The 24,416-nt window shown below is 64.6% G+C and carries 19 protein-coding genes; 12 read left to right on the top strand and 7 right to left on the bottom strand.

The window, feature by feature from the left end:
- Window positions 1-1,076 precede the first annotated feature (1,076 nt).
- Window positions 1,077-3,071 carry an exotoxin A binding domain-containing protein gene (locus GYH29_RS06420; RefSeq protein ID WP_118266775.1) on the top strand — a complete coding sequence of 665 codons (1,995 nt, stop codon included), beginning with the start codon at window positions 1,077-1,079 and terminating at the stop codon, window positions 3,069-3,071.
- 258 nt (window positions 3,072-3,329) lie between these two features.
- Here the strand turns inward: GYH29_RS06420 and GYH29_RS06415 are convergent, their stop codons facing one another.
- The 6 genes from GYH29_RS06415 to GYH29_RS06390 form a co-directional block, all read right to left on the bottom strand.
- The gene (locus GYH29_RS06415; protein WP_019099955.1) at window positions 3,330-5,138 is read right to left on the bottom strand and encodes a carbon starvation CstA family protein; all 1,809 of its coding nucleotides are present in this window, start codon (window positions 5,136-5,138) and stop codon (window positions 3,330-3,332) included.
- A gap of 123 nt (window positions 5,139-5,261) precedes the next feature.
- On the bottom strand, window positions 5,262-6,038 hold the full coding sequence (locus GYH29_RS06410; protein ID WP_043593750.1) for a type 2 periplasmic-binding domain-containing protein: 777 nt from the start codon (window positions 6,036-6,038) through the stop codon (window positions 5,262-5,264).
- Window positions 6,039-6,109: 71 nt separating this feature from the next.
- Entirely contained in the window at window positions 6,110-6,844 is a 735-nt protein-coding gene (gene btsR, locus GYH29_RS06405) for a two-component system response regulator BtsR (protein ID WP_232060529.1), read from the bottom strand.
- On the bottom strand, window positions 6,841-8,541 hold the full coding sequence (locus GYH29_RS06400) for a sensor histidine kinase (RefSeq protein ID WP_269473800.1): 1,701 nt from the start codon (window positions 8,539-8,541) through the stop codon (window positions 6,841-6,843). Before GYH29_RS06400 ends, btsR begins: the two co-directional genes overlap by 4 nt.
- A gap of 158 nt (window positions 8,542-8,699) precedes the next feature.
- Window positions 8,700-10,226, bottom strand: coding sequence for a fumarate hydratase (locus tag GYH29_RS06395; protein ID WP_081575917.1), 1,527 nt, complete (start codon window positions 10,224-10,226; stop codon window positions 8,700-8,702).
- Between the two features lie 338 nt (window positions 10,227-10,564).
- Window positions 10,565-11,506 carry a GlxA family transcriptional regulator gene (locus tag GYH29_RS06390; protein ID WP_232060528.1) on the bottom strand — a complete coding sequence of 314 codons (942 nt, stop codon included), beginning with the start codon at window positions 11,504-11,506 and terminating at the stop codon, window positions 10,565-10,567.
- A gap of 175 nt (window positions 11,507-11,681) precedes the next feature.
- On the opposite strand from GYH29_RS06390, the gene GYH29_RS06385 reads away from it, so the two are divergent.
- Window positions 11,682-12,827 carry an aromatic ring-hydroxylating oxygenase subunit alpha gene (locus GYH29_RS06385; protein ID WP_161523385.1) on the top strand — a complete coding sequence of 382 codons (1,146 nt, stop codon included), beginning with the start codon at window positions 11,682-11,684 and terminating at the stop codon, window positions 12,825-12,827.
- A gap of 15 nt (window positions 12,828-12,842) precedes the next feature.
- On the top strand, window positions 12,843-13,781 hold the full coding sequence (locus GYH29_RS06380) for a PDR/VanB family oxidoreductase (RefSeq protein ID WP_161523384.1): 939 nt from the start codon (window positions 12,843-12,845) through the stop codon (window positions 13,779-13,781).
- Between the two features lie 278 nt (window positions 13,782-14,059).
- On the opposite strand, the gene GYH29_RS06375 is transcribed toward GYH29_RS06380, so the two are convergent.
- A complete protein-coding gene (locus GYH29_RS06375; protein ID WP_043593758.1) occupies window positions 14,060-15,472 on the bottom strand; it encodes a sigma-54 interaction domain-containing protein in 1,413 nt (470 codons plus the stop codon).
- Between the two features lie 404 nt (window positions 15,473-15,876).
- On the opposite strand from GYH29_RS06375, the gene GYH29_RS06370 reads away from it, so the two are divergent.
- From GYH29_RS06370 to GYH29_RS06330, 9 genes are all read left to right on the top strand, one after another.
- Window positions 15,877-16,668, top strand: a complete 792-nt coding sequence (locus GYH29_RS06370; RefSeq protein WP_161523383.1) for an ABC transporter ATP-binding protein — start codon at window positions 15,877-15,879, stop codon at window positions 16,666-16,668.
- Between the two features lie 20 nt (window positions 16,669-16,688).
- Window positions 16,689-17,462: a transporter substrate-binding domain-containing protein gene (locus tag GYH29_RS06365; protein ID WP_043593760.1), complete on the top strand. Its 774-nt coding sequence runs from the start codon at window positions 16,689-16,691 to the stop codon at window positions 17,460-17,462.
- A gap of 40 nt (window positions 17,463-17,502) precedes the next feature.
- Window positions 17,503-18,216: an ABC transporter permease gene (locus GYH29_RS06360; protein WP_019101254.1), complete on the top strand. Its 714-nt coding sequence runs from the start codon at window positions 17,503-17,505 to the stop codon at window positions 18,214-18,216.
- Window positions 18,217-18,229: 13 nt separating this feature from the next.
- Entirely contained in the window at window positions 18,230-18,925 is a 696-nt protein-coding gene (locus GYH29_RS06355) for an ABC transporter permease (protein WP_161523382.1), read from the top strand.
- Between the two features lie 32 nt (window positions 18,926-18,957).
- Complete coding sequence (locus GYH29_RS06350) at window positions 18,958-20,160, top strand: pyridoxal phosphate-dependent aminotransferase (RefSeq protein WP_161523381.1); 1,203 nt, start codon at window positions 18,958-18,960, stop codon at window positions 20,158-20,160.
- Window positions 20,157-21,752, top strand: coding sequence for a 5-guanidino-2-oxopentanoate decarboxylase (locus GYH29_RS06345; RefSeq protein ID WP_107731678.1), 1,596 nt, complete (start codon window positions 20,157-20,159; stop codon window positions 21,750-21,752). Before GYH29_RS06350 ends, GYH29_RS06345 begins: the two co-directional genes overlap by 4 nt.
- A 276-nt stretch (window positions 21,753-22,028) precedes the next feature.
- Window positions 22,029-22,703: a hypothetical protein gene (locus tag GYH29_RS06340; protein ID WP_161523380.1), complete on the top strand. Its 675-nt coding sequence runs from the start codon at window positions 22,029-22,031 to the stop codon at window positions 22,701-22,703.
- 41 nt (window positions 22,704-22,744) lie between these two features.
- The gene (locus GYH29_RS06335; RefSeq protein WP_198001645.1) at window positions 22,745-23,455 is read left to right on the top strand and encodes a hypothetical protein; all 711 of its coding nucleotides are present in this window, start codon (window positions 22,745-22,747) and stop codon (window positions 23,453-23,455) included.
- A gap of 161 nt (window positions 23,456-23,616) precedes the next feature.
- Window positions 23,617-24,366, top strand: coding sequence for an HNH endonuclease signature motif containing protein (locus tag GYH29_RS06330; RefSeq protein ID WP_081575924.1), 750 nt, complete (start codon window positions 23,617-23,619; stop codon window positions 24,364-24,366).
- Window positions 24,367-24,416 lie beyond the last annotated feature (50 nt).

The following is a 24,416-nucleotide window of genomic DNA, read 5'->3' as shown; positions in this document are numbered from 1 at the left end:
AGACCGGCATCTTGGAACCGGCAGCCCACGGAGGGGCTCCCCGCCGGCACCTGCCATTTGCGCGTGCGCCGACACAAACCAAGCCACGACGAAGTGGCTTGGTCTGTCCAAGATACGAGAAGAGCTGCTAAACCCCTTGTGCCGAGATTGCGACGGCACGCGGGGATTGTTGGCGAGCGGGGAGGATAAGTCAAGGCGGCGCGGTCCGCAGCTTAGCCGTCTCAGGCATTCCTCCTCCAAATACCGTAAATGGAGCGGCAGGCAGCTGACAGGGTTAGCAGACCGGCATATCGGAACCGGCAGCCCGCAAGGGCTCCCCGCCAGCGCCCGCCATTGACGCGTGCACCAACACAGACAATAGATCCCGAATGTTTGTCACCCGGCCAGACTCCATCTTGGACAAGCAAGCGGGAGTGGCAGGCATCTGGCAGGGTTGACAGACCGGCATATCGGAACCGGCAGCCCACAGAGAGGCTCCCCGCCAGCGCCCGCCATTGACTCCTGCTCCGACATTAACGATGCCACACGACGGCTGACAGAGGCGGTTGGCAAGTCAGGCGGATACCTCAAGACAACGCAGAATGGAGGCGGCAGGCGCCTGACAGGGTTGACAGACCGGCATCTTGGAACCGGCAGCCCGCGAGGGCTCCCCGCCAGCGCCCGCCATTAACGCCTACGCCGACACTGACAATGCCGCAGCGGTACGCAGACGGAAATTGTTGACACGCCGGCGCATTACGTCAAGCCAAGGTGGTCGGATTGAAACCGCATCGCCATTCCGCTTTCCATTCTCTCCCCGCAATAAAAAAACCCTCGCCCAATAAAATGCCATCCACATTCAAAACCCCAGCCATCGAACCAATAGAAAAAACGACAATGTTCTTACACAACTATCTTTATTTAATACTTTCCTAAAAATCAATTTAACAATCAAAATCAATGACATGGAACTGTAATTATTTACCATTGACCTTAAAAAACAAACACCGGAATACTGTAAATACAAAATTCAATCATTTAAAAAAATGATCACAACAATGGCTCGCTCGCTTCATTCCATCACTTAGGAGCGCCATATGCGATTGTATAAAAGCCTTGCCCTTGCCGCGGGCCTGATTCCCTTATTGTCCGCGTGCGAAACCGACGAAGCCAGCCCCTTTGCCGCCGGAACGGCACAAACAGCCAGTTTCAAACAAGCCGCCAGTTCCGTCATCAAAACCGATTTCGAAATCTTCAAACAATGCGTGGACAACTGCATTCTCTCCCCGGCGGAACCGGGTAAATTCATCAGCACCTCATTGCCGCTACAAATCACCCCGTCGCCGGACGAAGGCGTGCTGTATTACTCGATGTTCGTGCAAGACCGTTTCACCACCGCCGCCAATAACAGCGCCACCATCAAGATCGACGATTTCGCCAAGGTCCGGATCAACGACGGCCAGGGCACCGGTCACGCGCCGGGCACCTTGACCATTGAACTGGCCACCCCGGACGGCAAGGTCAAGAAATTCACGCATAAGCGCCGCACTGAATGGTTCACGCTGAATTGGGCGGTGCCCATCGGCAAAGACGCGCCCACCAGCATCAAGCTGTTCATCATGGACATGGACAGCAATAAGAAGATCGTCGATCACTCGCCACTGTACAGCGTGGACCTGGACGACACCGCGCTGGCGCGCTGGCCGGACAAGGCCAAGCTGGCGTTCAGCTCCGCCAATCCGAGGAATGACATCATCCTGTCTTGGCCGGGCGTGGGCTACACCGCCGCGCCAGCGCAGCACAACCGCCAAAAGCGCTGGAGCGAATGGCATAGCGGCGTCCTGCTGTGCTGGCTGGACCCGCTGGACGCCATCTACAACTACGTCACCCAAAACCGCTGCCAGTTGAACAAGACCTGGGAAGGCGCGCTGTACAAGGTGGTGGCCGGCAAGCCGCAGATCAATGAATTCAAGCCGCTGGCCAAAGCGCCCATCCAGCACCGGGTGCACTTCAGCAAGGAAAACGCACTGGGCGCGCTGTCCGCCCACCGCGTCTGCGGCATCCCGCTGGAGTCGCTGGCCCGCAGCCGCCAGCCCAGGGGCTGGGAAGAGCTGTCCGCTTGCGGCTTCCGGGTGGAAAACATCGTCGGGCTATACATCGCCACCCGGCTGTCCTTCGACCGTTTCCGCCAGGTGGTCGATGACTTGATCCATTCCCGCCCGGTCAGCGGCGCGCAAGACCCGGTGGCGCTGGAGCAATTGGGCACCGCGGTGCGCGAAACGCCGGGACTCGCCCGCGAAGGCCTGGCCGAGGCGGAGGCCCTTCTGGACACCTACCTCGACTATCATCCTGGCGCCAGCGCCGATGACGCGCAAAGAGCGGACGTGCTGTCGCTGACGTGCCCGGCCGACAGCGAGCCTTGCGCCGCCGCCAACGCCGACGGCGCCCACGTCAACCTCGAGTACCACCCCGGCTCAAGCTTCTTCGCGCCGGGCGAGCCGGTGGAATTCCTCGCCAACGGCACCACCCGCAACTGGAGCCAGGAGCGCCTGCTGGCCACCCATCAGCGGCTGCTGGACCAGGGCTATGTCTTCGCCGGCTATCACGGCGGCTCAACCATCGCAGCGAGAAGCATCGTCACCGGCGGCATCACGCCCCGCACCCAGGAGCTACCACCGATCTGGAAGGGCTTCTACATCGCCGGCAATCCGGAAGTCGCTTACGGCTACGCGCTGGACAACGACAACCCCCGCTCTCGCGGCATCATGATGCGCATCTACGTGCCTAGAACCGCTCTACCCCAATTGTTCCGCACCAGCCAGCCGCTCAGCGACGAGGCCGCGGCGCTCAGGGAGATGAGCCGCCTGTTTGGCCGCAACGTCACACTGGATAGTACCTTAGGATATGAATCCATCACCGGGCCACAAGCTCCCGACGAGGCGGATGAAACCGTCCTGGGTTGGCTTATGGCGCGACATTCAGTGGCGATTCCGTCGATGATTCAGGGCAACGGCAACAACGCCGGGAAGATCGACGTGCCGGACTACGAGAAGAAGATCAGCGCTCTGCCCGACTACGTCACTAAGCGCTGACATCCGCCAGGGGGTGAGACAGCGCCCTCTGGCTTTCTCAGAGCCTGTTTACGATCTGCTGCGCGTCGGTAGAGAGATTGTGCGATGAGTGCCGTCTTCAGAATGCTCATGTACAACATGTACATTCCGCTTCTTCAGCCGTTTTCGCCTTGTCTCGCTCTTGCTCGCAAGAACGTAAACAGGCTCTCAGGGCCCTGGCGCAAAAAAGGCCCGCTGTTTCCAGCGGGCCAAGTCTTACCCCAATTTTGATCAAGCGGCTCAAACCTTGGCGGCGGCCAGTTCCCGGCTCGCGTCCGGCGCCGGCCGCGCCAGCAGCTCCATCCACTTGCGGCAGGCGGAGAGCAGGATCACCAAGCCCAGCGCCAGCATGGCGATGGAGATGGCGGCATTGAACAGGTTGTAGCCCTTGGCCGCCGGGTTCAGATAAACGTGCTTGATCATCCAGTAGCCGGCGTAATTGACGGTGACGTAGAGATAAGCTAACGGCACCAGGCAGGTCATCATGTAAGCGCGATTGTGTGACAGCCGCAGGATGATGGTGGCGCCGATGATCAGGCCGATGGACGCCATCAGCTGATTGGACACGCCAAACAAGGCCCACACCGAATTAATATCGCCGGAGTTCAGCAGATAGCCCCACAGCAGGCAGGCCACCACCGACGCGCCGATGGCGCCGGGCATCCAATCGGTGCGCTTAAGCGGCGCCCAGGCGTCGCCGACGAAGTCCTGGATCAGATAGCGGGCGACGCGGGTGCCGGAATCAATGGCGGTGAGGATGAACACCGCTTCGAACATCACCATGAACTGGAAGAAATAGGACGCCAGATTATGGAACCAAGGGATGCGGGTGAAGATGTCCGCCATGCCCACCGCCAGTGTCACCGCGCCGCCGGTACGGCCGTACAGGTCCAGGCCGATTTCCTGGGACAGCTGCGGCAGGTTCACCACCTGCATGCCCAGCTTGGCGAAGGCGTCCGGCGCGGAGTTGATGGCGAAGTAATCCGCCGGATGCAGCGCGGTGGCGGCGATCAAGGCCATCACCCCCACCACGCATTCGGCCAGCATCGCGCCGAAGCCCACCGGAAGGATGTCGCTCCAGCGGTCTATCTGCTTGGGCGTGGTGCCGGAACCGATGAAGGCGTGGAAGCCGGAGATGGCGCCGCAGGCGATGGTGATGGAGATGAACGGCCATACCGGGCCGGCCAGCACCGGGCCGCCGCCGTGGATGAACTGGGTGACGGCGGGGAACTGGATTTGCGGGTTGATGAACACCACGCCCACCACCAACAGGCCGAACACCCCTATCTTCATGAAGCTGGACAGACATGCGCGCGGGGTCAGCAGCATCCACACCGGCAGCGCGGTGGCGAAGAAGGCGTAGACGGGCAGCAGCAGGGACACGGTGGACGCCTTCAGCGTCAGCAGCTCGCCCAGCGCGGTGCCCTGGATGTAGGGGCCGGCGAACACGCAGGCCATGATAGCGGCGACGCCGACATAGCTGGCGTTCTTCATGTTGCCGGTGACACGCTCCCACAGGCCGACGGCGATGGCGATGGGAATGGTCATGCTCACCGCGAACGCGCCCCAGGGATTGCGCTCCAGCGCATGCACCACCACCATGGACAGGCCGGCCATGGTGATGGTGATGATGAACAGCATGGCCAGGCCGGTGCACCAGCCGGCCCAGGGGCCTAGCTCGGTCTTGGCCACTTCCGACAAGGATTTGCCGTGATGCTTCATCGAGGCGAACAACACCACGGTGTCGTGCACCGCGCCGCCTATCACACAGCCTATCAACAACCACAACATGCTGGGCAGATAGCCGTACTGGGCGGCCAGCACCGGGCCCACCAATGGGCCGGCCGCCGCGATAGCGGCGAAGTGGCCGCCAAACGCCACCCACTTGCTGGTGGGCACATAGTCCTTGCCGTCCTGCAATTCATGCGCCGGTGTCACGGCGCTATCATCGACACCCAATACCTTGCGCGTGAAGAACACCCCGTACAGGCGGTAGCAGATGGCAAGTATGCAAAGGGTGGCGATCACGAAGGTCAATGCGTGATCCATTTTTGTCAGCTCCGGTGATAGTCTCACCCGGAACTTACGCGCGGGCGCGGACTCCGTGGGGCGGAAACCGGCTCAGCGGCAGTATGGCGTCGCCAGCGGCGGCTGGAGCGGAGCGAACGGCGCTCAGGGCTGCCAGTCCTGATACGGCTTATGCACCTTAACGTAGGCTTTCTGCAGTTCGCCGCTGGCGCGCGCGGCGCGGATGGCCCGGTTCAGCGCCTGGTGGACGAAGTCGCCGCGGCGGTTGCAGTTGAGGAAGAACACATCCGGGTAGTCGTCGAAGCGGGCACGGTGGATATTGCTCAGTTTGAACTTGCGCACCAGATAATCCGCCTCCTCCTGCGCCCACAACACCCCGTCCACCCGGCCCAGGTTCAGCTTTTTCAGCGACAGTTCCAGGTTGACCACGCTCTTGCTGGGGAAGCCCCAGTTCACCGGCGGCGCCTCAATGTCGTACTTGGCCAGATTGGCCATGCGCAGCACGTCTTCCCTGTCCAAGGGTTTGTTCTTGTGGGTGTAAAGCACGAAAGTGACCTTGCCCAGCATCTCCTTGGTGAATTGGTAGGGCGTGGCGTCATCGGCGCCTTCGCGCAGCTTCATGATGGGGAAGCGAAAGTCCGCGTTCTTGTCGCTGGTATCCATGTACACGCGCTTGACCGGCTCTATGCTGAAGCTGATCTTGCCTTCCTTGTAATGTCTGGCCACCACATGCAAGAGTTCGGCGAACGGGCTGGTCTGGTTGTTTTCCAACAATTGCGGCAGGAAGACGGCGATGCCGTGTAGATCCGGCCGGGTGATGTTCGGCGAACTGTCCTGCGTCGCCGTGCCGTTGCAGGCCAGGAGCAAGCCGGGCGCGCAGCCCAGCGCCCAAGCCGCGCAAAGCAGTAATTGTTTTGCCATCGAATGTTTCCCCCTGGACTGAGGTGTAGCACACCCGCGGTGGCTGCGCGGCGCATTCGGACGGGCGGCCGCTAGCTCGCGATACCCAATGCGTCCTTCAAGGGCTTCAGATACCGACGGCTAACCGGCAAGCTGTGGCCGTCCAGCGTGCAGACGGTGGCCACGCCGTTGTCGCCGAACAGGATTTCCCGGATCGCAGACAAGCGCACCAGATATTGCCGGTGGCAGCGGAACAAATCCGTGCGCTCTTCCAGCGTGCGCAGCGTCAGCTCGGTAAAGCGTTCCACACCGGCGGCGTCCACCACGTACACGCCGCTAAGCCGGGAACAGACATAGGCCACCTCTTCCAGCCGGCACAGCACGATGCGGTTGACACCCTGGCAGGGAATCAGGCTTAACGGCGCCAAGCCGCATACCGCCTCCGGCGGCGGCGCGGCGCGCTGGCGCAGCCGCGCCAGGGTCTTGGCTAACCGCGCCGGGTCCACCGGCTTGAGCAGGTAATCGCAGGCATGCTCTTCGAAGGCTTGCAGCGCGTAGGCGTCGTAGGCGGTGACGAACACCACTTGCGGCATGGACTCCGGGTCCAGCATCGCCAGCATCTCCAGGCCGCTGATGCGCGGCATCTGGATATCCAGAAACACCACGTCCGGCTTGCGGCGATGGATGAAGGCGATGGCCTCCACCGCGTTGCCGCACTCGCCAACGATGTCCAGGCCGCCGGCGGCCTGCAATAGCTGGCGCAATTCGTCGCGCGCCAGCGGCTCGTCGTCCACCAGCAGCGCGCTGGGCAGGCCGGCCGCGCTCACGCCGCCGCTCCGCCGCGCTGTTCGTCCGCCCGCGGACAGCGACAGGGCAGCAGCAGGCTGACCCGGGTGTAAAGCTCAGGCGCGCAGTCCACCGCCACCCCGTAGGCCTCGCCGTAACGGGCGCGGATGCGGCGGTCCACCAGCGACATGCCCAGGCCGTCGCTCTGCTCCGGCTTGCGGTAGAGCCCGGCGTTGTCCTCCACCGTCACCCGCAGGCCTTGCGCGTCGCAGCGGGCGGCGATGCGGATGCGCCCCGGCTCCAGCAATTGCGAGGTGCCGTGCTTGATCGCGTTCTCCACCAGCGGCTGCAGGGAAAACGCCGGCAGCTCGGCCCGGCGCGCCGCCTCCGGCGCCTCGATCTCCACTTGCAGCCGGCCGGCGAAGCGGGCCTCCTCAATGCGCAGATAGGCGCTGACATGGTCTATCTCGTCGCCCAGCGTGGCCATCTCGCTGGAACGCTTCAGGTTCTTGCGAAAAAAGGTGGACAGGTATTGCACCAGCTGGCGCGCGTGCTCCGGGTTGCGGCGTATCACCGCGGACAGGGTGTTGAGCGCGTTGAACAGGAAATGCGGATTGACCTGGGCGTGCAGCAATTTGATCTCGGTCTGGGCCAGCAGCTGTTTCTGCTGCTCGTACTTGCCTTGCAGTATCTGGTTGGACAGCAACCGGGCGATGCCCTCGCCCAGGGTCAGGTTGATGCCGGAAAACAGCTTGTTGCGCGTCTCGTACAGCTTGATGGTGCCGATCACCCGTTCGTCCTCGCCGCGTAAGGGGATCACCAGCGAGGAGCCCAGCTTGCACGCCGGGCTGATGGAGCAGCGGTAAGGCGTCTCGTTGCCGTCGGCGTACACCACCTGGTTGGCGGCAATGGCGCGCTGGGTCAGCGGCGAGGTGATAGGCGTGCCCGCCAAGTGGTGGTCGGCGCCGGCGCCGATGAAGGCCAGCAGCCGCTCGCGGTCGGTCAGCGCCACCGCGCCCACGCCCAGCTCCTCGTACAGGATGCGCGCCATGGTCATGCAATTGTCGCGGTCGAAGCCGTGGCGCAGCACGCCCTCGGCGCGGGCGGCGATCTGCAGCGCCTTGGAAGAGAAGGCGGAGGAATACTTCTCCGCCAGCGCGCGCCGGTCCAGCAGGATACGCATGAACATCGCCGCGCCCAGAGTGTTGGCTATCATCATCGGCAGCGCGATGCTGCGCACCAGATGCCAGGCCGCGGCGAAGGGCTTGACCGCCGCCAGCAGAATCAACATCTGCAGGCATTCGGCCAGCAGCGCCACCGCGGCCACCGCCAGCGGGTCGAACACCCGCCCCACCTGACCGCGCCGCACGAAATAACGGTGCACCAGCCCGCCCAGCAAGCCTTCGGCCATGGTGGACGCCATGCAGGCGCCGGCGGTGACCCCGCCCAGCGAATAACGATGCAAGCCGCCGGTGAAGCCCACCGCCAACCCCACCCACGGTCCGCCCAGCATGCCGCCCAGCACCGCGCCGGTGGCGCGGGTGTTGGCGATGGAATCGTCGATGTGCAGGCCGAAATAAGTGCCCATCACGCAGAACACCGAGAACACCAGATAGCACACCAGCTTGTGCGGCAGGCGGATGGTGACCTGGGTCAGCGGGATGAACAGCGGCGTCTTGGACAAGAGATAGGCGATCACCAGGTAAACGCACATCTGCTGCAACAAGGTCAGGATCAATGAAAATTCGGTCAACATGCGGGCGGAGAAATAAGGGTGTGCCGCCGAGCATAGGCGACGGTTCGCCGCCCGACTTTGGTCTGGATCAAACCGTTTTCAAGCGCCGCCGGCGCAAACAAAAACGGCCGCCAAAGGCGACCGTTTCTTTCATGCGAGCATTACACCGGGACCACCGGAATCTTGCCTATCTTCACGCGCCACTCGGCCGGACCGGTGTTGTGCACGCTGGATCCACAGGAGTCCACCGCCACCGTCACCGGCATGTCCTTGACCTCGAACTCGTAAATGGCTTCCATGCCCAGGTCTTCAAAAGCCACCACCTTGGAGGCCTTGATCGCCTTGGACACCAAATAGGCGGAACCGCCGACGGCCATCAGATAGACCGCCTTGTTGTCCTTGATCGCCTCGATCGCGGTGGGGCCGCGCTCGGCCTTGCCTATCATGCCCAGCAAACCGGTCTGCTCCAGCATCTGGCGGGTGAACTTGTCCATGCGGGTGGCGGTGGTGGGGCCGGCCGGGCCCACCACTTCGTCGCGCACCGGATCCACCGGGCCCACGTAGTAGATGAAGCGGTTGGTGAAGTCCACCGGCAGCTTCTCGCCCTTGTTCAGCATGTCCACCATGCGCTTGTGCGCGGCGTCGCGGCCGGTGAGGATCTTGCCGTTGAGCAGCAACACGTCGCCGGGCTGCCAGCTTTGCACTTCTTCCGGGGTGATGGCGTCCAGGTTGACGCGCTTGCCGTTGGAGTTGTCGTAAGTGATGTCCGGCCAGTCTTCCAGGCGGGGCGCTTCCAGCACGGCCGGGCCGCTGCCGTCCAGGTGGAAGTGCACGTGGCGGGTGGCCGCGCAGTTGGGGATCATCGCCACCGGCAGGCTGGCCGCGTGGGTGGGGTAATCCAGAATCTTCACGTCCAAGACCGTGGTCAGGCCGCCCAGGCCCTGGGCGCCGATGCCCAGCGCGTTGACCTTTTCAAACAGCTCCAGGCGCAGTTGCTCCACGCGGCTCAGTTCCGCGCCGCTATCGGCCTTGGCTTTCAAATCCTGAATGTCCACGTGGCTCATCAGGCTTTCCTTGGCCAGCAGCATCGCCTTCTCCGGCGTGCCGCCGATGCCGATGCCTAGGATGCCCGGCGGACACCAGCCGGCGCCCATGGTGGGCACGGTCTTCAGCACCCAGTCCACGATGGAGTCGGACGGATTCAGCGCGTAGAACTTGGATTTGTTCTCCGAGCCGCCGCCCTTCGCGGCACAGGTCACTTCCACGCCGTCGCCTTCGACGATCTCGAAATGCACCACCGCCGGGGTATTGTCCTTGCTGTTCTGGCGCTTGCCGGCCGGATCCAGCAGCACCGAGGCGCGCAGCTTGTTGTCCGGGTTCAGGTAAGCGCGGCGCACGCCTTCGTTCACCATCTCCTGCACCGACAGTTCGGCGTCCCACTGCACCTTCATGCCCACTTTCAGGAACACCACGGCGATGCCGGTATCCTGGCAGATCGGGCGTTTGCCTTCGGCGCACATGCGGCTGTTGATCAGGATCTGCGCCATGGCGTCCTTGGCCGCCGGGCTTTCTTCCTTCAGATACGCCTGGTACAGCGCGTCGATATAGTCTTTGGGATGGTAATAGCTGATGAACTGGAAGGCGTCGGCAATGCTTTGCACGAAGTCTTCCTGACGGATGATGGCCATTTTCGGGTTTCTCCAGCGTAGGGCGATTTTGGGGCTTGCCCTGTTATTTTATGGAGGCGCGCCGTCCGCGCCAATCCAAACCCTCAACAGTACCCGATAATACCGTCCGCGGCCAGCCAATGCCCGCCGCTCCGGAACGCTCCAAAGTCTCGCGAGCAAGAGCGAGACAAGACGAAAACCGCTTAGAACCTGTTTACGATCTGCTGCGCGTCGGCGATACGGCGTTGAAAACGCTTTCAGAATGCTCATGTACCACCTGTACATTCCGCTTCTTCAACCGTTTTCGCCTTGTCTCGCCTTAGCTCGCGAGACCGTAAACACGTTCTTAGAACAGCTTCTCAAGCGCCGCTGCGGTCCTCGCGATCTTCCCTTGGACTGCGGTCAAAACGCTTGCGATAGGCGCGGGAAAAATAGGACGGCGACTCAAAGCCGCAAGCCACGCTGATCTCCACCACGCTTAGCTCCGTCTGGCGCAGCAGCCAGCGGGCGCGGTCCAGCCTCAGCGCGCGGTAGAACTCCGCCGGCGAGGCCTTGAGATGGGCGCGGAACAAGCGCTCCAGCTGGCGGCGGGTGGCGCCGCAGCGCGCGGCCAGTTCCTCCGGCGGCCACGGGTCCTCCAGTTGCTCCTCCATCAGCCGTATCGCCTGCGCCAGCTTCTTGTTGTGCACCTGATAGCGGCTGGCCACTTGCAGGCGCTGATGCTCGGACGGACTGCGCATCTGGCCCTGCACCAGTTGTTCGGACACCGCCAGCGCCAGCTCGCGGCCGTGGCGTCGCGCCAGCAAGGCCAACGCCAAGTCCAGCCCGGCCGCCGCGCCGGCGGAGGTGGGCCGCTTCTCGGTCAGGAACAGCTCCTGGCTGGCCGTCACCTGCGGGTAGCGTTCCCGGAAGGCCGGAATCGCTTCCCAATGCAGCGTCACCGTCTCGCCGCGCAGCAGGCCGGCCTCGGCCAGGATGAAGCAGCCGGTGTCTATCGCCCCCAGCATCACTCCCCCGCGCTCCAGCCGCCGCAGCGCCGCGCCCAGCTCCGGCGTGTAATGGCGCAGCGGATGGAAGCTGCTGACCACGAACAGACAGGTGCATGGCCCGGCCTCCGCCAGCGCGCCGTCCACCATCAGCGCGATGCCGTTGCTGGCCGCCACCGCCTGACCATCCACGGACAGCAGCCGCCAGCGGCTGGCGCCGGGCTGAAAACGGTTGGCGATGCGGAAGGGTTCCATCAAGGCGGCAAAGCCAATGAAGGAAAACTCCGGCAACAACAGAAAATGGTATTCGTCCACCGTGCCCTCCCTCCCAGTTCAAAGCCCAGCATAAGCGCGAGCGCCCGGTTCGCGCTAATGCAAATTGTCGCGCAATGAAAAGTAAGCGTCGCCGCCATCCGCTCCGCCGCCGCCGGCAAACCGTTAAATCATCGACAGCCGTCCCCCACTCAAAGGCTTTTGAAGGAGTCCCGCCATGCAACAGCACGCCGCCATCCAGCTCCCGCCCGCCGCGCCGCAACTGCCCGCCGATTTCTGCAGCGACATCGACCGTGCTCACACCCTGCCGGCGCGCTGCTACACCGCCGACGAAGTATTCCAGTACGAAAAAGAACAGATCTTCGCCAAGTCCTGGCTGTGCCTGTGCCACGGCAGCGAGCTGGCCCGGCCCAACGATTACGTCACCCGCCGGGTGATAGGCGAGAACATCCTGCTGCTGCGCGACCGCGACGGTGTGCTGCGCGCCTTCTACAACGTCTGTCCGCATCGCGGCCACGAGTTGCTCAGCGGCAGCGGCCAAGCCAAGAATGTGATCACCTGTCCCTACCACGCCTGGGCCTTCAAGCTGGACGGCCAGCTGGCGCACGCGCGCAACTGCGAGCAGGTGGCGGACTTCGACCGCGTCGGCAGCCATCTGAGCCCGCTGCGGGTGGCCGAATACTGCGGCTTCGTCTTCGTCAACATGGACCCGGACGCGCCGGACATCGAGGTCGAATACGCCGGCCTGCAAGAGCACTTCATGCAAGTGTGCCCGCAAGTGGCGGACTTGAAAGTGGCCGAACGCGTGGTCACCACCACCCCGGCCAACTGGAAAGTCATCGTCGACAACTATATGGAGTGCTACCACTGCGCGCCGGCCCACCCCAGTTTCTCGCAATCAGTGTCCACCGAGGGCTACACCCACAGCTTCCACGGCCGCTGGACCTTGCAGCGCGGCGCCGCCCAATCCAGCGACAGCAGCTACGCCTTTGACGGCGAGGCCGCCAACCAGGCCTTCAACGGCTACTGGCTGTGGCCCGGCGTGATGTTCAATGTGGTGCCCGGCGACGCGGCGATGACGGTGATCTACGAGTTTCCGGAATCCGCCGGCGTCACCGTCCAGCATTATGAAGTCCTGTTCCTCAATCAGGATTTGAACGAGGAACAGCGCCGCTTCGTCAGCTGGGCGCGCGACGAATTCCGCCCCGAGGACCTGCGGCTGGTGGAAAGCGTGCAGCGCGGGCTGCAATCTCGCGGCTACCGCGGCCAGGGCCGCATCATGGCGGACAGCCAGCGCAGCGGCATCAGCGAACACGGCATCGCCCATTTCCACCAGTTGGTGGCCGCCGCCTACCGCGGCTGAACCGGAGCGCCGCGCATGCCCGCCATCGTCACCGAAATCTGCGCCATCGAAGAAGTGGCCGCCGGGGTCAAGGCCTTCACCCTGCGGCCGCTGGACGGTCCGGCCCCGCCCTGCCCGTCCGGCAGCCACATCGTGGTGGACATGCCGCCGCCGGGCCGGCCGGCGGCCTACTCGTTGCTGGACCCCGGCGGCGGTGTCTACCGCATCGCGGTCAAGCGCGAGCCGGATTCGCGGGGCGGCTCAAGCTATCTGCACGCGCTGCAGCCGGGCAGCCGCCTGCGGGTGCAAGCGCCGGCCAACCGCTTTCCGCTGGCCGCCGCTCCCGGCACGCGGCTGTTCATCGCCGGCGGCATCGGCATCACCCCCTTCATCGCCCATATGGCGGCGCTGGGCGATGACGCCAACTACCAGCTGCACTACGCCTTCCGCGACGCCGCCAGCGCCGCCTTCGCCGCCCAACTGGCCGAGCGAAGCGAGCGCGGCGACGCCAGAATCCGCCTGTACGAGAGCCGAGCCGGCCGCAGGCTGGACCTGGACGCCTTGATCGCCGCCGCGCCGGCGGACAGCCAGGTGTATGTCTGCGGGCCGGAACGGCTGATCGCAGCGACGGCGGACGCCTGCGCGCGGCGCTTGCCGGCCGGGCGGCTGCACTATGAGCGCTTCAGCGCCGACACGGTGGCCGAGAGCGCCGGCTTCGAGGTGGAACTGGCCCGCTCCGGCCTGCGGCTACGGGTGGACGCCGACGAATCCATTCTGGCGGCGATAGAGCGGCAGAGCTCGCTGCGGCCGGACTGTCTATGCCGGGAAGGCTATTGCGGTAGCTGTGAAACCAGGCTGCTGGCCGGCGACGCCGAGCACCACGACCAATACCTGAGCGAGGCGGAGCGGCGGGAGCGCATCATGATCTGCGTGTCGCGAGCGGCGGGGAGCGGGCCGCTGGTGCTGGATTTGTGACTAAGGCCCGCTAACAAAACCCCTGATCCTGCGTTGCGCCTCCTGGTCGTACCACTTGTACTGCCTGCGTCGGCGCGCCTTGGCTCAGGTACGCTGCGCGGTTTTGTTAGCAGGCCTAAGAGCCTGTTCACGATCTCGCGGGCTAAGGCGAGACAAGGCGTTGCGGCTGAAGAAGCGGAGTGTACAAGTGGTACATGAGCATTCTGAAGCCGTACTTACCGTGTAACGCGTCCACGACGCGCAGCAGATCGTAAACAGGCTCTAAAGACCTCCCCAGCTCACCCCAGCACCGTGCGCGCCAGCTGTATCCCGTGCTTCTTCAATTTGTACTGCAAGGTGGCGCGCGGCAGGCCCAGCCGGCGCGCCGCCTCGGTCAGATTGGCGCAGCCCTCCAGGCAATCCACCAACAGCCGGCGCTCATAGCTCGCCATCCGCTGCTCCAGCGTGCCCTCGGCGTCCGGCGGCGGCGGGGCCGGCGGCCGCCGCTCTTCCGCGCGCCGCTGCGCCGCCTCGCCCTCCTCCTCCAACAGCAGGAAGTCCAGTTCGTCCCCGCCTTCGCACAGGATCAGGCTGCGCAACAGCACGTTTTCCAGCATGCGCACATTGCCCGGCCAGTGATAGCGCAGCATGCGCTCCATCACCGCGTGGCTGATGCGCTGCACGCGGTGGCCGGTGACCTTGCCGTGCTTGCGCAAAAAGGACTGCGCCAGCAGCGGGATGTCCCGCAGCCGCTCGCGCAGCGGCGGCACCGCCAGGCTGCCCACGTTCAGCCGGTACAGCAGATCCGGCCGGATCTTGCGCTCGTCCAGCATCCGCTGCGGCGACTCGTTGCTGGCGGCCACCACCCGCACATCCACGCGCACCTCGGCGCTGGAGCCCACCCGGCTGAACGTGCCCTCCTGCAAGGCGCGCAACAGCTTGCCCTGGATGGACAGCGGCAGCGAGTTGATCTCGTCCAGAAACAGGGTGCCGCCGTGGGCGGACTCCAGCACCCCGCGCCGGTCCTCGGCCCCGGTGAAGGCGCCGCGCACGGTGCCGAACAAGGTGCTTTCAAACAGCGGCTCCGGCAGCGCAGCGCAATTGAGCACCACGAAGGGACGCTCGGCGCGCGGCCCCTCCTGGTGCAGCAGCCGGGCGAACAATTCCTTGCCGGTGCCGGTTTCCCCGTGGATCAACACCTGTACGTCGGCGCGGGCCAGCCGCCGGCCCTGATGGATCAGTTGCTTCATCGCCGCGTCGTCGGTGATGATGCCGGTCAGCCCGCCGTCGCCCTCCTCCGCCACGCCCTGCTGCAAGTCCACCAGCGCCTGATGCAGCGGGCTGACCACGGCCAGATCGCGGGACAATTCCACCGCGCCGACGATGCGGCCGTCGGCGCGCTTCAGCGGCAGCGTGGTGTGTACCTGGTGCACCGCCTTGCCTCTGGGGTTGCGGTAACGCTGGTAATGATTGCGATAGCTGCGGCCCTGCCGCAGCGCCTGCAACAGCGTGCTGCTGTTCTCGTCCAGCTCCGGGTACAGCTCCAGCAGATAAGTCCCCAGCGCCTGCTCGGCGGTGTAGTCGTCCAGCTGCGAGCACTCCTGGTTGTAATAGGCGTAGCGCCCGTCCTGATCGATGATGGCCACCGACAGGCCGATCGCGTCGAAGAAATCGCCAAACAGCGCAATGCCCTGGCTCAGGTCCGCGTCCATCTCCCCCCCTCTACTCCGCACCATCAGCACGGGTGCCAAAAATTCGGCGTTTTTATGAATAGTTGCAGTATTGACGGTTTTTGTCGCCGCGAGCAAGCGCAAAACCCTTTTAAATTCATGCAATTAAAAAACAGGCCCGCTGGCATGGATGTTGCCACACTCAGCAGAGCCGCGCCCACACGCGACTGACAATAACGGGGACCTCGAAAACCGTAGCGAGCGGTTCGAGAGCAAGGCGCACCGCGCACAGCGACCGAGCTAGTACAAGCAGTACAGCGAGGAAGCCTGTGGCTGAGCGAGGCTTACGCATCGCACGCCAACGGAGCAACGCCGCTATCGGACCGCGCAGTAGGTTTTTCGAGGTACCCAACAGCAGGCTGCCACAGCCGCAAGGAGGAGAGCCCATGCATCACCCCGCCCCCGCCATCCACCCTCCCCCCACGCCCATCGTCGCGGTGGAAAACCTGCGCAAGCGCTTTGACAGCCAAGTCGTGCTGGACGGCGTCTCCTTCGCCGCCTCCGCCGGCGAAGTGGTGTCGCTGATCGGCGCCAGCGGCTCCGGCAAAAGCACCCTGCTGCGCTGTCTCAACCTGCTGGAAGTCCCGGACGACGGCCGGGTGCTGATCGCCGGCGAGGAAATCGCCCTGCGCACCGACAAACGCGGCCGGCGCGCGCCGGTCGACCCGCGCCAGGTGGACCGGCTGCGCTCGCGGCTGGGCATGGTGTTCCAGAACTTCAATCTGTGGCCGCACATGACGGTGCTGGAAAACCTGATCGAGGTGCCGGTGCGCGTCCTGCGCCAGCCGCGCGCCGAAGCGGTGGCGCTGGCCGAGGCGCTGCTGGAGAAAGTGGGTATGGCGGACAAGCGCCAGGCCTATCCGGCCTTCTTGTCCGGCGGCCAGCAACAGCGGGTGGCCATTGCCCGCGCGCTGGCCACCCGGCCGGCGGTGATGCTGTTCGACGAACCCACCTCCGCGCTGGACCCGGAACGGGTGGGCGAAGTGCTGCGGGTGATACGCCAGTTGGCCGAGGAAGGCTGCACCATGCTGCTGGTCACCCACGAAATGGCCTTCGCCCGCGAAGTGTCCAGCAAGGTGCTGTTCCTGCATCAGGGCCGCATCGAGGAAGCCGGTCCGCCGGAACAGGTTTTCGCCGCGCCGCGCAGCGAACGCTGCCGCCAGTTTGTCAACGCCTGACGCCCCCAGGGAGAAACCCCATGAACTCACTCCGCACCCTCATCGCCGCCTTCGCCGTCCTGTGCTGTGCCGCCGCGGCCGCCGCCAATCCGCTGCGCATCGGCATCGCCGCCGAGCCCTACCCGCCGTTCACCATCAAACAGAGCAACGGCCAATGGAGCGGCTTTGAAGTGGAACTGGTGCGCAAACTGTGCCAGCGCCTCAAGCAAAACTGTCAGATCACCGAAGTGTCCTGGGACGGCATCATCCCCGCGCTCAACAGCAAGAAGATAGACGTGATCTTCAACTCCATGTCCATCACCCCGGAGCGGGAAAAAGTCATCGCCTTCAGCCTGCCTTACTACTACACCGCCTCTGAGTTCGTCGGCCCCAGGGGCCAGAAAACCGTCCTCAGCCCGGCCGGCCTCAAGGGCAAGACCCTGGGCGTGCAATCCGCCACCACGAACGCCAACTTCCTGAAGAAATACTACGGCGCCGGCTCCGCCATCCGTTACTACAACACCCAGGACGAACTGAACGCCGACCTCGTCGCCGGCCGCGTGGACCTGATGCTGCTGGACGCGCTGGCCGCCAGCGATTTCCTCGGCGGCAAGGACGGCGCCGGCCTGGAATCCAAGGGCCTGGCGCCCAAGGACCCGCTGTTCGGCCCCGGCATAGGCGCCGGCCTGCGCAAGGCCGACACCGCGCTCAAGCAGCAGTTCGACCAAGCCATCCTGCAACTGCGCGCCGACGGCAGCTTCGACGCCATCCAGAAGAAATACTTCAAGGTCAACATCTCGCCGGACGCCAAGTGACAGCGCCCCGCCAGCCCGCGCCGCCCCAGGGAGAGCCTATATGCTGGATGCACTGCAACAAGCCTACGACGCCGTAGTCCGCGACTGGGGCCCCGCCCTGCTGCAAGGCGCCGTGGTCACGCTGGAAATCTCGCTGGGGGCTTTCGCGCTCGGCCTGGTGATAGGCCTGGCCACTGCGCTGGTCAAACTGGGCGGCCACCCGCTGCTCAAACGGCTGGCCAACGCCTACACCAGCGTATGCCGCTCGCTGCCGGAGCTGCTGCTCATCCTGCTGCTCTACTACGCCGGCGGGGACGCCATCAACGCGCTGGCGGCGCTGCTGGGCCAGCCGCAAGTGGAGGTGAACGGCTTTGCCGCCGCCATCGTGGTGCTGGGCATCGTGCAAGGCGCTTACGCGGCGGAAATCATGCGCGGCGCGGTGCAGGCGATACCGCACGGCCACATCGAAGCCGCGCGCGCCTTCGGCTGCGGCCGCTGGCTGACCGCGCGCCGCGTGATCCTGCCGGAGATGATGCCCTACGCGCTGGCCGGCCTGGCCAATCTGTGGCTGGTGCTGATCAAGGACAGCGCGCTGATCAGCGTGGTGGGCTACAGCGAACTGCTGTTCACCACCAAACAGGCCGCCGGCTCCACCCGTCAGTACCTGCTGTTCTATCTGACCGTGGCCGCCATCTACTTATTGATGACCCTGCTGTCCAACGCCGGCTTCAGTCTGATTGAACGCCGCTTCCGCCGCTGGCAACCGGCGCTGTGAACGGGAGACCCGCATGAACTTCCAATGGCTGCAAGACTACGGCCCCATGCTCTGGCGCGGCGTCACCGTCACCGTGCAACTCCTGCTGCTTTCCGGCAGCCTGGGCTTCGCGCTGGCCGTGGCGGTGGGCTTTGCCCGGCTGTCCCGCCAACCCTTCCTCGCCTGGCTCAGCCTGTCCTTCACCAACCTGATCCGCGGCACCCCGCTGCTGGTGCAGATCTACGTGCTCTATTACGGTCTGGGCAGCCTGTTCGCCGGCTTTCCGGCGCTGCGCGACAGCCCGCTGTGGCCTTTCCTGCGCGAAGGCTTCTGGTACGTGGCCCTGGCGCTGGCGCTGAGCGTGGCCGGCTATGTGGGCGAAGTGGTGCGCGGCGGCCTGGCCGCCGTGCCTAAGGGCGAACTGGAAGCCGCCCGCGCGCTGGGCATGTCGCGGCTGACCACGGCGCGGCGCATCTGGCTGCCGCGCGCGCTGCTGATCCTGCTGCCGTCCCTGGCCGGCGAAACCGTGCTGCTGCTCAAATCCACCGCGCTGGCCTCCACCGTGGCGGTGATGGACGTGCTGGGCGCCGCCAACCTGGTGCGCGCGCAAACCCTGCGTACCTACGAACCGCTGCTGACCGTGGCGCTGATCTATTTCGCGCTGGCCTGGCTGATAGAACGCGTCTTCCTGCGACTGGAAAAGAGACTGCCAGTCCGCACCGCCTTCTGATACCGCGCTATCCCATTATTACGGAGACCCCCATGCGCTTTTCCCCCCTGGTCGAACGCATCGCCGGCGAACGCGTCGATGCCTGGAACATCCACTTTGCGGCGCAACAAGCCGCCGCCCGCGGCGAGGACGTCATCATCCTCAGCGTGGGCGATCCGGAGTTCGCCACCCCGGCCCCCATCATCGAACGCGCGGTGGCCGCGCTGCGCGACGGCGACACCCACTACAGCCCGGTGGACGGCCGCGCCGACCTGCGCGCCGCCATCGCCCGCCGCCACGCCGCCGCCACCGGCCTGGACATGGACGCCGACAACGTCATCGTGGTGGCCGGCGCGCAAAACGGCCTGTTCTCCGCCGCGCTCTGCCTGTGCCAGGCCGGCGACGAAGTGCTGGTGCCGGAGCCCATGTACCTGACCTACGAAGCCAGCATCCGCGCCAGCGGCGCCGCGCTGGTCCCGGTGCCCGTCAAACCCGCGGACGGCTTCCACCTGGACCTGGCCGCGCTGGAAGCCGCCGTCACCCCGCGCAGCCGCGCCATCTTCCTCGCCACCCCCTGCAACCCCACCGGCGCGGCGCTGTGCCCGGACGAACTGGCCGCGGTGGCCGCGCTGGCCCGCCGCCACGACCTGTGGGTGGTGGCCGACGAAGTCTACGCCGGCCTCAGTTTCGAAGCCCCGCACCACAGCATCGCCGCCCTGCCCGGCATGGCGGAACGCACGCTCACCCTGGGCAGCCTGTCCAAATCCCACGCCATGGCCGGCTGGCGGCTGGGCTGGGCCGCCGGCCCGCGCCCGCTGATCCAGCACATGGGCACGCTGGCGCTGTGCATGCTCTACGGCATCCCCGGCTTCATCCAGCAAGCCGCGCTGCTGGCGCTGCAAGACTACGACGCCTTCGTCGAGCCCGTCCGCGCGCTGTATCAACGGCGGCGCGATCTGGCCCACAGCCTGCTCAGCGGCGTGGACGGCCTGCAATGCCCGCTGCCTGAAGCCGGCATGTTCCTGCTGCTGGATGTGCGCGGCTGCGGCCTGGAAGCCGGAGATTTCGCCTGGAAGCTGTTTGAAGCCACCGGCGTCTCCGTGCTGGACGCCGCCGCCTTCGGCCCCACCGCCGCCGGCTTCATCCGCCTGGGCCTGGTGGTGGACGACGAACGCCTGGCCGAAGCCTGCCGCCGCATCGCCCGCTTCGCCGGCCAACTGCGCGCCGCCGCGCCAAGACAAAAGGAATCCGCATGAACGCCACCCTGGGCAGCTACCTCACCGCCTGGCTGGCGGCTTACGGCGTCGACACCGTGTTCGGCATCCCCGGCGTCCACACCATCGAGCTCTACCGCGGCCTGGCCGGCAGCGGCATCCGCCACATCGCCGCCCGCCACGAACAAAGCCTGGGCTTCATGGCCGACGGCTACGCCCGCGTCAGCGGCAAACCCGGCGTCTGCTTCGTCATCACCGGCCCCGGCCTCACCAATATCGCCACCGCCATGGGCCAGGCCTACGCCGACTCCATCCCGCTGCTGGTGATCTCTGGCGTCAACGCGCGCGGCAAGCTGGGCTCCGGCGACGGCCACCTGCACGAACTGCCGGACCAGCACGCGCTGGCCAGCCAAGTCGCCGCCTTCAGCCACACCCTGACCGCGGCGGCGGAACTACCGCAAGTGCTGGCGCGCGCCTTCGCCGTGTTCGACGGCGCCCGCCCGCGCCCGGTGCACATTGAAATCCCGCTGGACCTGATGGCCGCGCCCGCCGACGGCCTGCCGCCGCCGCAAGCGCCGGTGATGCGGCTGTTGCGCGGGCCGGCCGCCCCCGCCGCCATCGACCGCGCCGCCCGCCTGCTGTCCAGCGCGGAGCAGCCGCTGCTGCTGATAGGCGGCGGCGCGCGCCAGGCCGCGCCGCAACTGACCCGGCTGGCGGAAATGCTGGACGCGCCGGCGCTGATGACCATCAACGCGCGCGGCGCGCTGCCGGACGGCCACCCGCTGGCCCTGTCCTGCAGCCCCTCGCTGCCGGCCGCGCGCCGCCTGATCGCCGCCAGCGACGTGGTGCTGGCCGTGGGCTGCGAACTGGGGCCCACCGATTTCGACATGTACGTGGACGGCGGCTTCCGCCTTCCCGGCGCGCTGATCCGCGTCGACATCGACCCGGAACAACTCTGCCGAGGCCGCGGCGCGGATCTACCACTGCTGGGCGACGCCAAAGAAACCCTGCAACTGCTGACGCTGCGGCTGACTAACGCCGCCCGCCAGGGCGCGGAGCGCGCCGACGCCGCCCGCCGCCTGGCCGCCGCCGAAATGGAACCGGAAAACGCCGCCGACCTGGCCTGGCTGCACCGCGTGCGCGACATCCTGCCGCAAGCGCGCTGGGTGGGAGACTCCACCCGCCTAGTCTACGCCGGCAACCTGGGCTTTTGCGCGCCGCGCGGCAACAGCTGGTTCAACGCCTCCGTGGGCTTCGGCGCGCTGGGCTACGGCCTGCCCGCCGCCATCGGCGCCGCGCTGGCCGAACCGGAGCGGCCGGTGCTATGCCTGGCCGGCGACGGCGGCTTCCAGTTCACCCTGGCGGAAATGGGCACCGCGATGGAAACCCGCGCCCGCCTGATCGTGCTGCTGCTCAACAACCGCGGCTACGGCGAAATCAAAAGCGCGATGCGCGCCGCCAAGATGGAACCGCTGGGCGTGGACCTCTACACCCCGGACTTCCCGGCGCTGGCCCGCGCCTACGGCTGGCGCGCCGAAACCCTGGCGCTGGGCACCCCGGAACCGCTGCTGCGCCAGGCGCTGGAACAGGCCGCCGCCGCCGCCAATCCCACCCTGATAGAAATCGAGGCCTAAGAGTCTGTTTACGATCTTGCGAGCTAGAGCGAGACCAGGCGAAAACGGCTGAAGAAGCGGAATGTACATATGGTACATGAGCATTCTGAAGTCGTTTTCAACGCCGTATCGCCGACGCGCAGCTGATCGTAAACAGGCTCTAAAGCGCGCGCCGGCCCAGCCCCGGGCCGCGCGCCGCAAACTCAATTTGCATACAACCCGGCCGCGGCGATAACATGGCCTATCCACGGCGGCACCCGCCCCGCAAGCAATGCGAGACCGGCTCCGGGCATCCCTATGAGAGAACTCGAAATCGTCGAACAACTGGTCCTGGGCGTAGACCCGGCCGGCCGGCGCGACCCGCTTGGCACCCCCACGGACCCGGCGCTGGACAAGGCGCGCGCGCTGTATTACGAGCAGCTCAAACGCGTCGCCAAACAACACGCCGCGGACCCACCCTCCGCGCCTGAGCCACAAGTGGCCCCCGGCGGCGCACGCCAGGGCCAACGCTGGACCATAGCCGAAGACAACCGCTTGTCCCTGCTGTGGGAAGCCTCCCCCGCGCCAGTGCGCCAACTATCGGAAAAACTGGGCCGCAGCCCGCTGGCCATCGTCTCCCGGCTGGTCCGCTTAGGGCTGTACGAGCATCAGCAAGCGGCGATGCAAGCCGACAACGCCCGCATGCAAGCACTGGACCTGCCACCGCTCTGGGACGTGCCCGCCGCCACGGAAACGCCGCCGGCCAAACCCGCCGCGCCGCCCACGGCAGACAAGCAAGGCGCGGTCTGGACCGTGGCCGACGACCAACAACTGAAAACCCTATGGCACAGCCCGGCCCAGCCGGACAGCCAGGCCATCGCCAAGCAACTGGGCCGCAGCCGCGGCGCCATCCTCGCCCGCCTGGTGCGCCTGGGCCTGTTCAGCGACCGCGACGCGGCGTATCAGGCGGACCAGGCTCGGCTAACCGGCTAGCCGCCCTCATCCTTTTCTAAATCACCCGTTCAAACGACACCATGGCATTCACCTTCGCAAATATTTTCAAGAATCGTCCCCCACAACAAGCAAGCACACCGGCAGCAGTTCCCGCTCCACAGCCAAGCGCAGCGCCTACGCCGCCGCAGGCCATAACGCCTATCCAGCCCGCTAGCCCAATAAGCGCGCCAACTTCCGCGCCTAGCCTGCCGCCAGTCACAACTCAGCCCTCCGCTCCAGCCCAACCCGCCCCCAGCTCAGCGGAAAAAAAGGGCCATGAGGGCGAGAAAGCGCTCAACGCCTGGTTCAAGCAGCACAAGCTGGCCTATGTCGGCATCTGTCAGAACAAAAACAGCTTTGCCACCCTATTCCATGGCACGGCCAAACGGCCGGACTTCCTGCTCCTGCTGCCCTCGCTGGGCATGATCGCCATCGACGCCAAGAACTACACCCCATCGCGCGGCGAACTCACCCTAAGCCTGGAGGAAGAGCTCAAAAAAGCACTCACCTTCGAACGGCTATTCCGCCTGCCGCTGTGGTACGCCTATTGCGATAAAGCAAACTTGGGCCAGAACTGGTACTGGATCAGCGCGCTGAAAGCGCTGGAAGTGGGCGAAGTGCGAGATGGCAGTAATGGACAATTCCTGGCCATCAAGATGGAGCACTTTGAAACCATCGCCAGCCCCAAGGACTTGGCCAAGTTGTATACCCATACCTTGCCGAGTTTGGAGAAGGTGGCGGCGGGGGTTTGATTTGGGAAGTTGATGATGAATATATCGTCAATTTCTATACTTGAATATTAATCACACAGAGATATATGCGACCAACTTTCATGACTTTGTTATAGCTTGAGACTCATCAGCGTCGGTCTGTTATTAGCATATGTAAGCAGAACAATTTCTGGAGCATAGCAATGTATAAAAAGTATCTTGAAGTTGCATGGATGAATGTTACGGAGTTTGTTCCACTCGACCTTGACAGCTTGTCGGAAAATATCCAAATCACTTCAACACTGGAAGAGTGGCCGGCAGCTGATGATGCCAAGCCAAGGACATCCCGTTTCGTCAACTACAAGACCTATAGTCAGGTTGAACGAAGAGGCGATGGGGGCTTTGTCGTGAGAATTACCTATAAACACAACAATAACCTGCATATCCAGTACGAGGATGCCTTATGGGGTGTTTCCACTATCGTGATTCCGCAAGGCGCTCGTAGCGGTGAAGCCAGTTGGACAGGGTTTGATACAGAGAAATACGACGGTACGGTCCAGTGGACGTGGCGCGACAAGGAGGAGAAGCAGAGAACTCGCTCCAGCAAAACAGTCGTGGACCGAGATCAGCTCCGGTTCCGTCATGCGTTGCTGAGCCTGGATAAGTGCTGCGGCATCACCGGTGAAACAACGGAACGTGCGCTGGAGGCCGCACACATTGTTCCAGTGGCCGAAGACGGAATGGAGTGGCTGGAAAACGGAATTTTGCTGCGAGCGGATCTACACCGACTATATGACAAGCATCTGTTTACTATTCAGCCAGATGGCAAGGTGAAATTGCAAGGAGAGTTGTCGGATGCCTACATAGAACTGCTAAAGGATAAGAGACTACCCACATCAGTACTGATACGAGTTAAGGCTGCGTTGGAGGTAGCTAATAGCCTTCAAGGCTGACTGTGGGTTTGTCATAAACTCCGCGTAAATCAACCATTAGCCAACAATCT

The organism is Chromobacterium haemolyticum, from assembly GCF_009936155.1.
Taxonomy (GTDB): Bacteria; Pseudomonadota; Gammaproteobacteria; order Burkholderiales; family Chromobacteriaceae; genus Chromobacterium; species Chromobacterium haemolyticum.
This window is presented reverse-complemented; position numbering and strand designations above follow the sequence as displayed.

Bases quoted from the DNA above. Each gene is read 5' to 3' on its own strand.
- GYH29_RS06410 (WP_043593750.1), bottom strand. From the start codon at position 6,038: ATGGCAAAACAATTACTGCTTTGCGCGGCTTGGGCGCTGGGCTGCGCG.
- GYH29_RS06395 (WP_081575917.1), bottom strand. From the start codon at position 10,226: ATGGCCATCATCCGTCAGGAAGACTTCGTGCAAAGCATTGCCGACGCC.
- GYH29_RS06335 (WP_198001645.1), top strand. From the start codon at position 22,745: ATGGCATTCACCTTCGCAAATATTTTCAAGAATCGTCCCCCACAACAA.
- GYH29_RS06415 (WP_019099955.1), bottom strand. From the start codon at position 5,138: ATGGATCACGCATTGACCTTCGTGATCGCCACCCTTTGCATACTTGCC.
- GYH29_RS06340 (WP_161523380.1), top strand. From the start codon at position 22,029: ATGAGAGAACTCGAAATCGTCGAACAACTGGTCCTGGGCGTAGACCCG.
- GYH29_RS06385 (WP_161523385.1), top strand. From the start codon at position 11,682: ATGCAACAGCACGCCGCCATCCAGCTCCCGCCCGCCGCGCCGCAACTG.
- GYH29_RS06375 (WP_043593758.1), bottom strand. From the start codon at position 15,472: ATGGACGCGGACCTGAGCCAGGGCATTGCGCTGTTTGGCGATTTCTTC.
- GYH29_RS06345 (WP_107731678.1), top strand. From the start codon at position 20,157: ATGAACGCCACCCTGGGCAGCTACCTCACCGCCTGGCTGGCGGCTTAC.
- GYH29_RS06370 (WP_161523383.1), top strand. From the start codon at position 15,877: ATGCATCACCCCGCCCCCGCCATCCACCCTCCCCCCACGCCCATCGTC.
- GYH29_RS06365 (WP_043593760.1), top strand. From the start codon at position 16,689: ATGAACTCACTCCGCACCCTCATCGCCGCCTTCGCCGTCCTGTGCTGT.
- GYH29_RS06360 (WP_019101254.1), top strand. From the start codon at position 17,503: ATGCTGGATGCACTGCAACAAGCCTACGACGCCGTAGTCCGCGACTGG.
- GYH29_RS06420 (WP_118266775.1), top strand. From the start codon at position 1,077: ATGCGATTGTATAAAAGCCTTGCCCTTGCCGCGGGCCTGATTCCCTTA.
- GYH29_RS06380 (WP_161523384.1), top strand. From the start codon at position 12,843: ATGCCCGCCATCGTCACCGAAATCTGCGCCATCGAAGAAGTGGCCGCC.
- GYH29_RS06330 (WP_081575924.1), top strand. From the start codon at position 23,617: ATGTATAAAAAGTATCTTGAAGTTGCATGGATGAATGTTACGGAGTTT.
- GYH29_RS06355 (WP_161523382.1), top strand. From the start codon at position 18,230: ATGAACTTCCAATGGCTGCAAGACTACGGCCCCATGCTCTGGCGCGGC.
- GYH29_RS06350 (WP_161523381.1), top strand. From the start codon at position 18,958: ATGCGCTTTTCCCCCCTGGTCGAACGCATCGCCGGCGAACGCGTCGAT.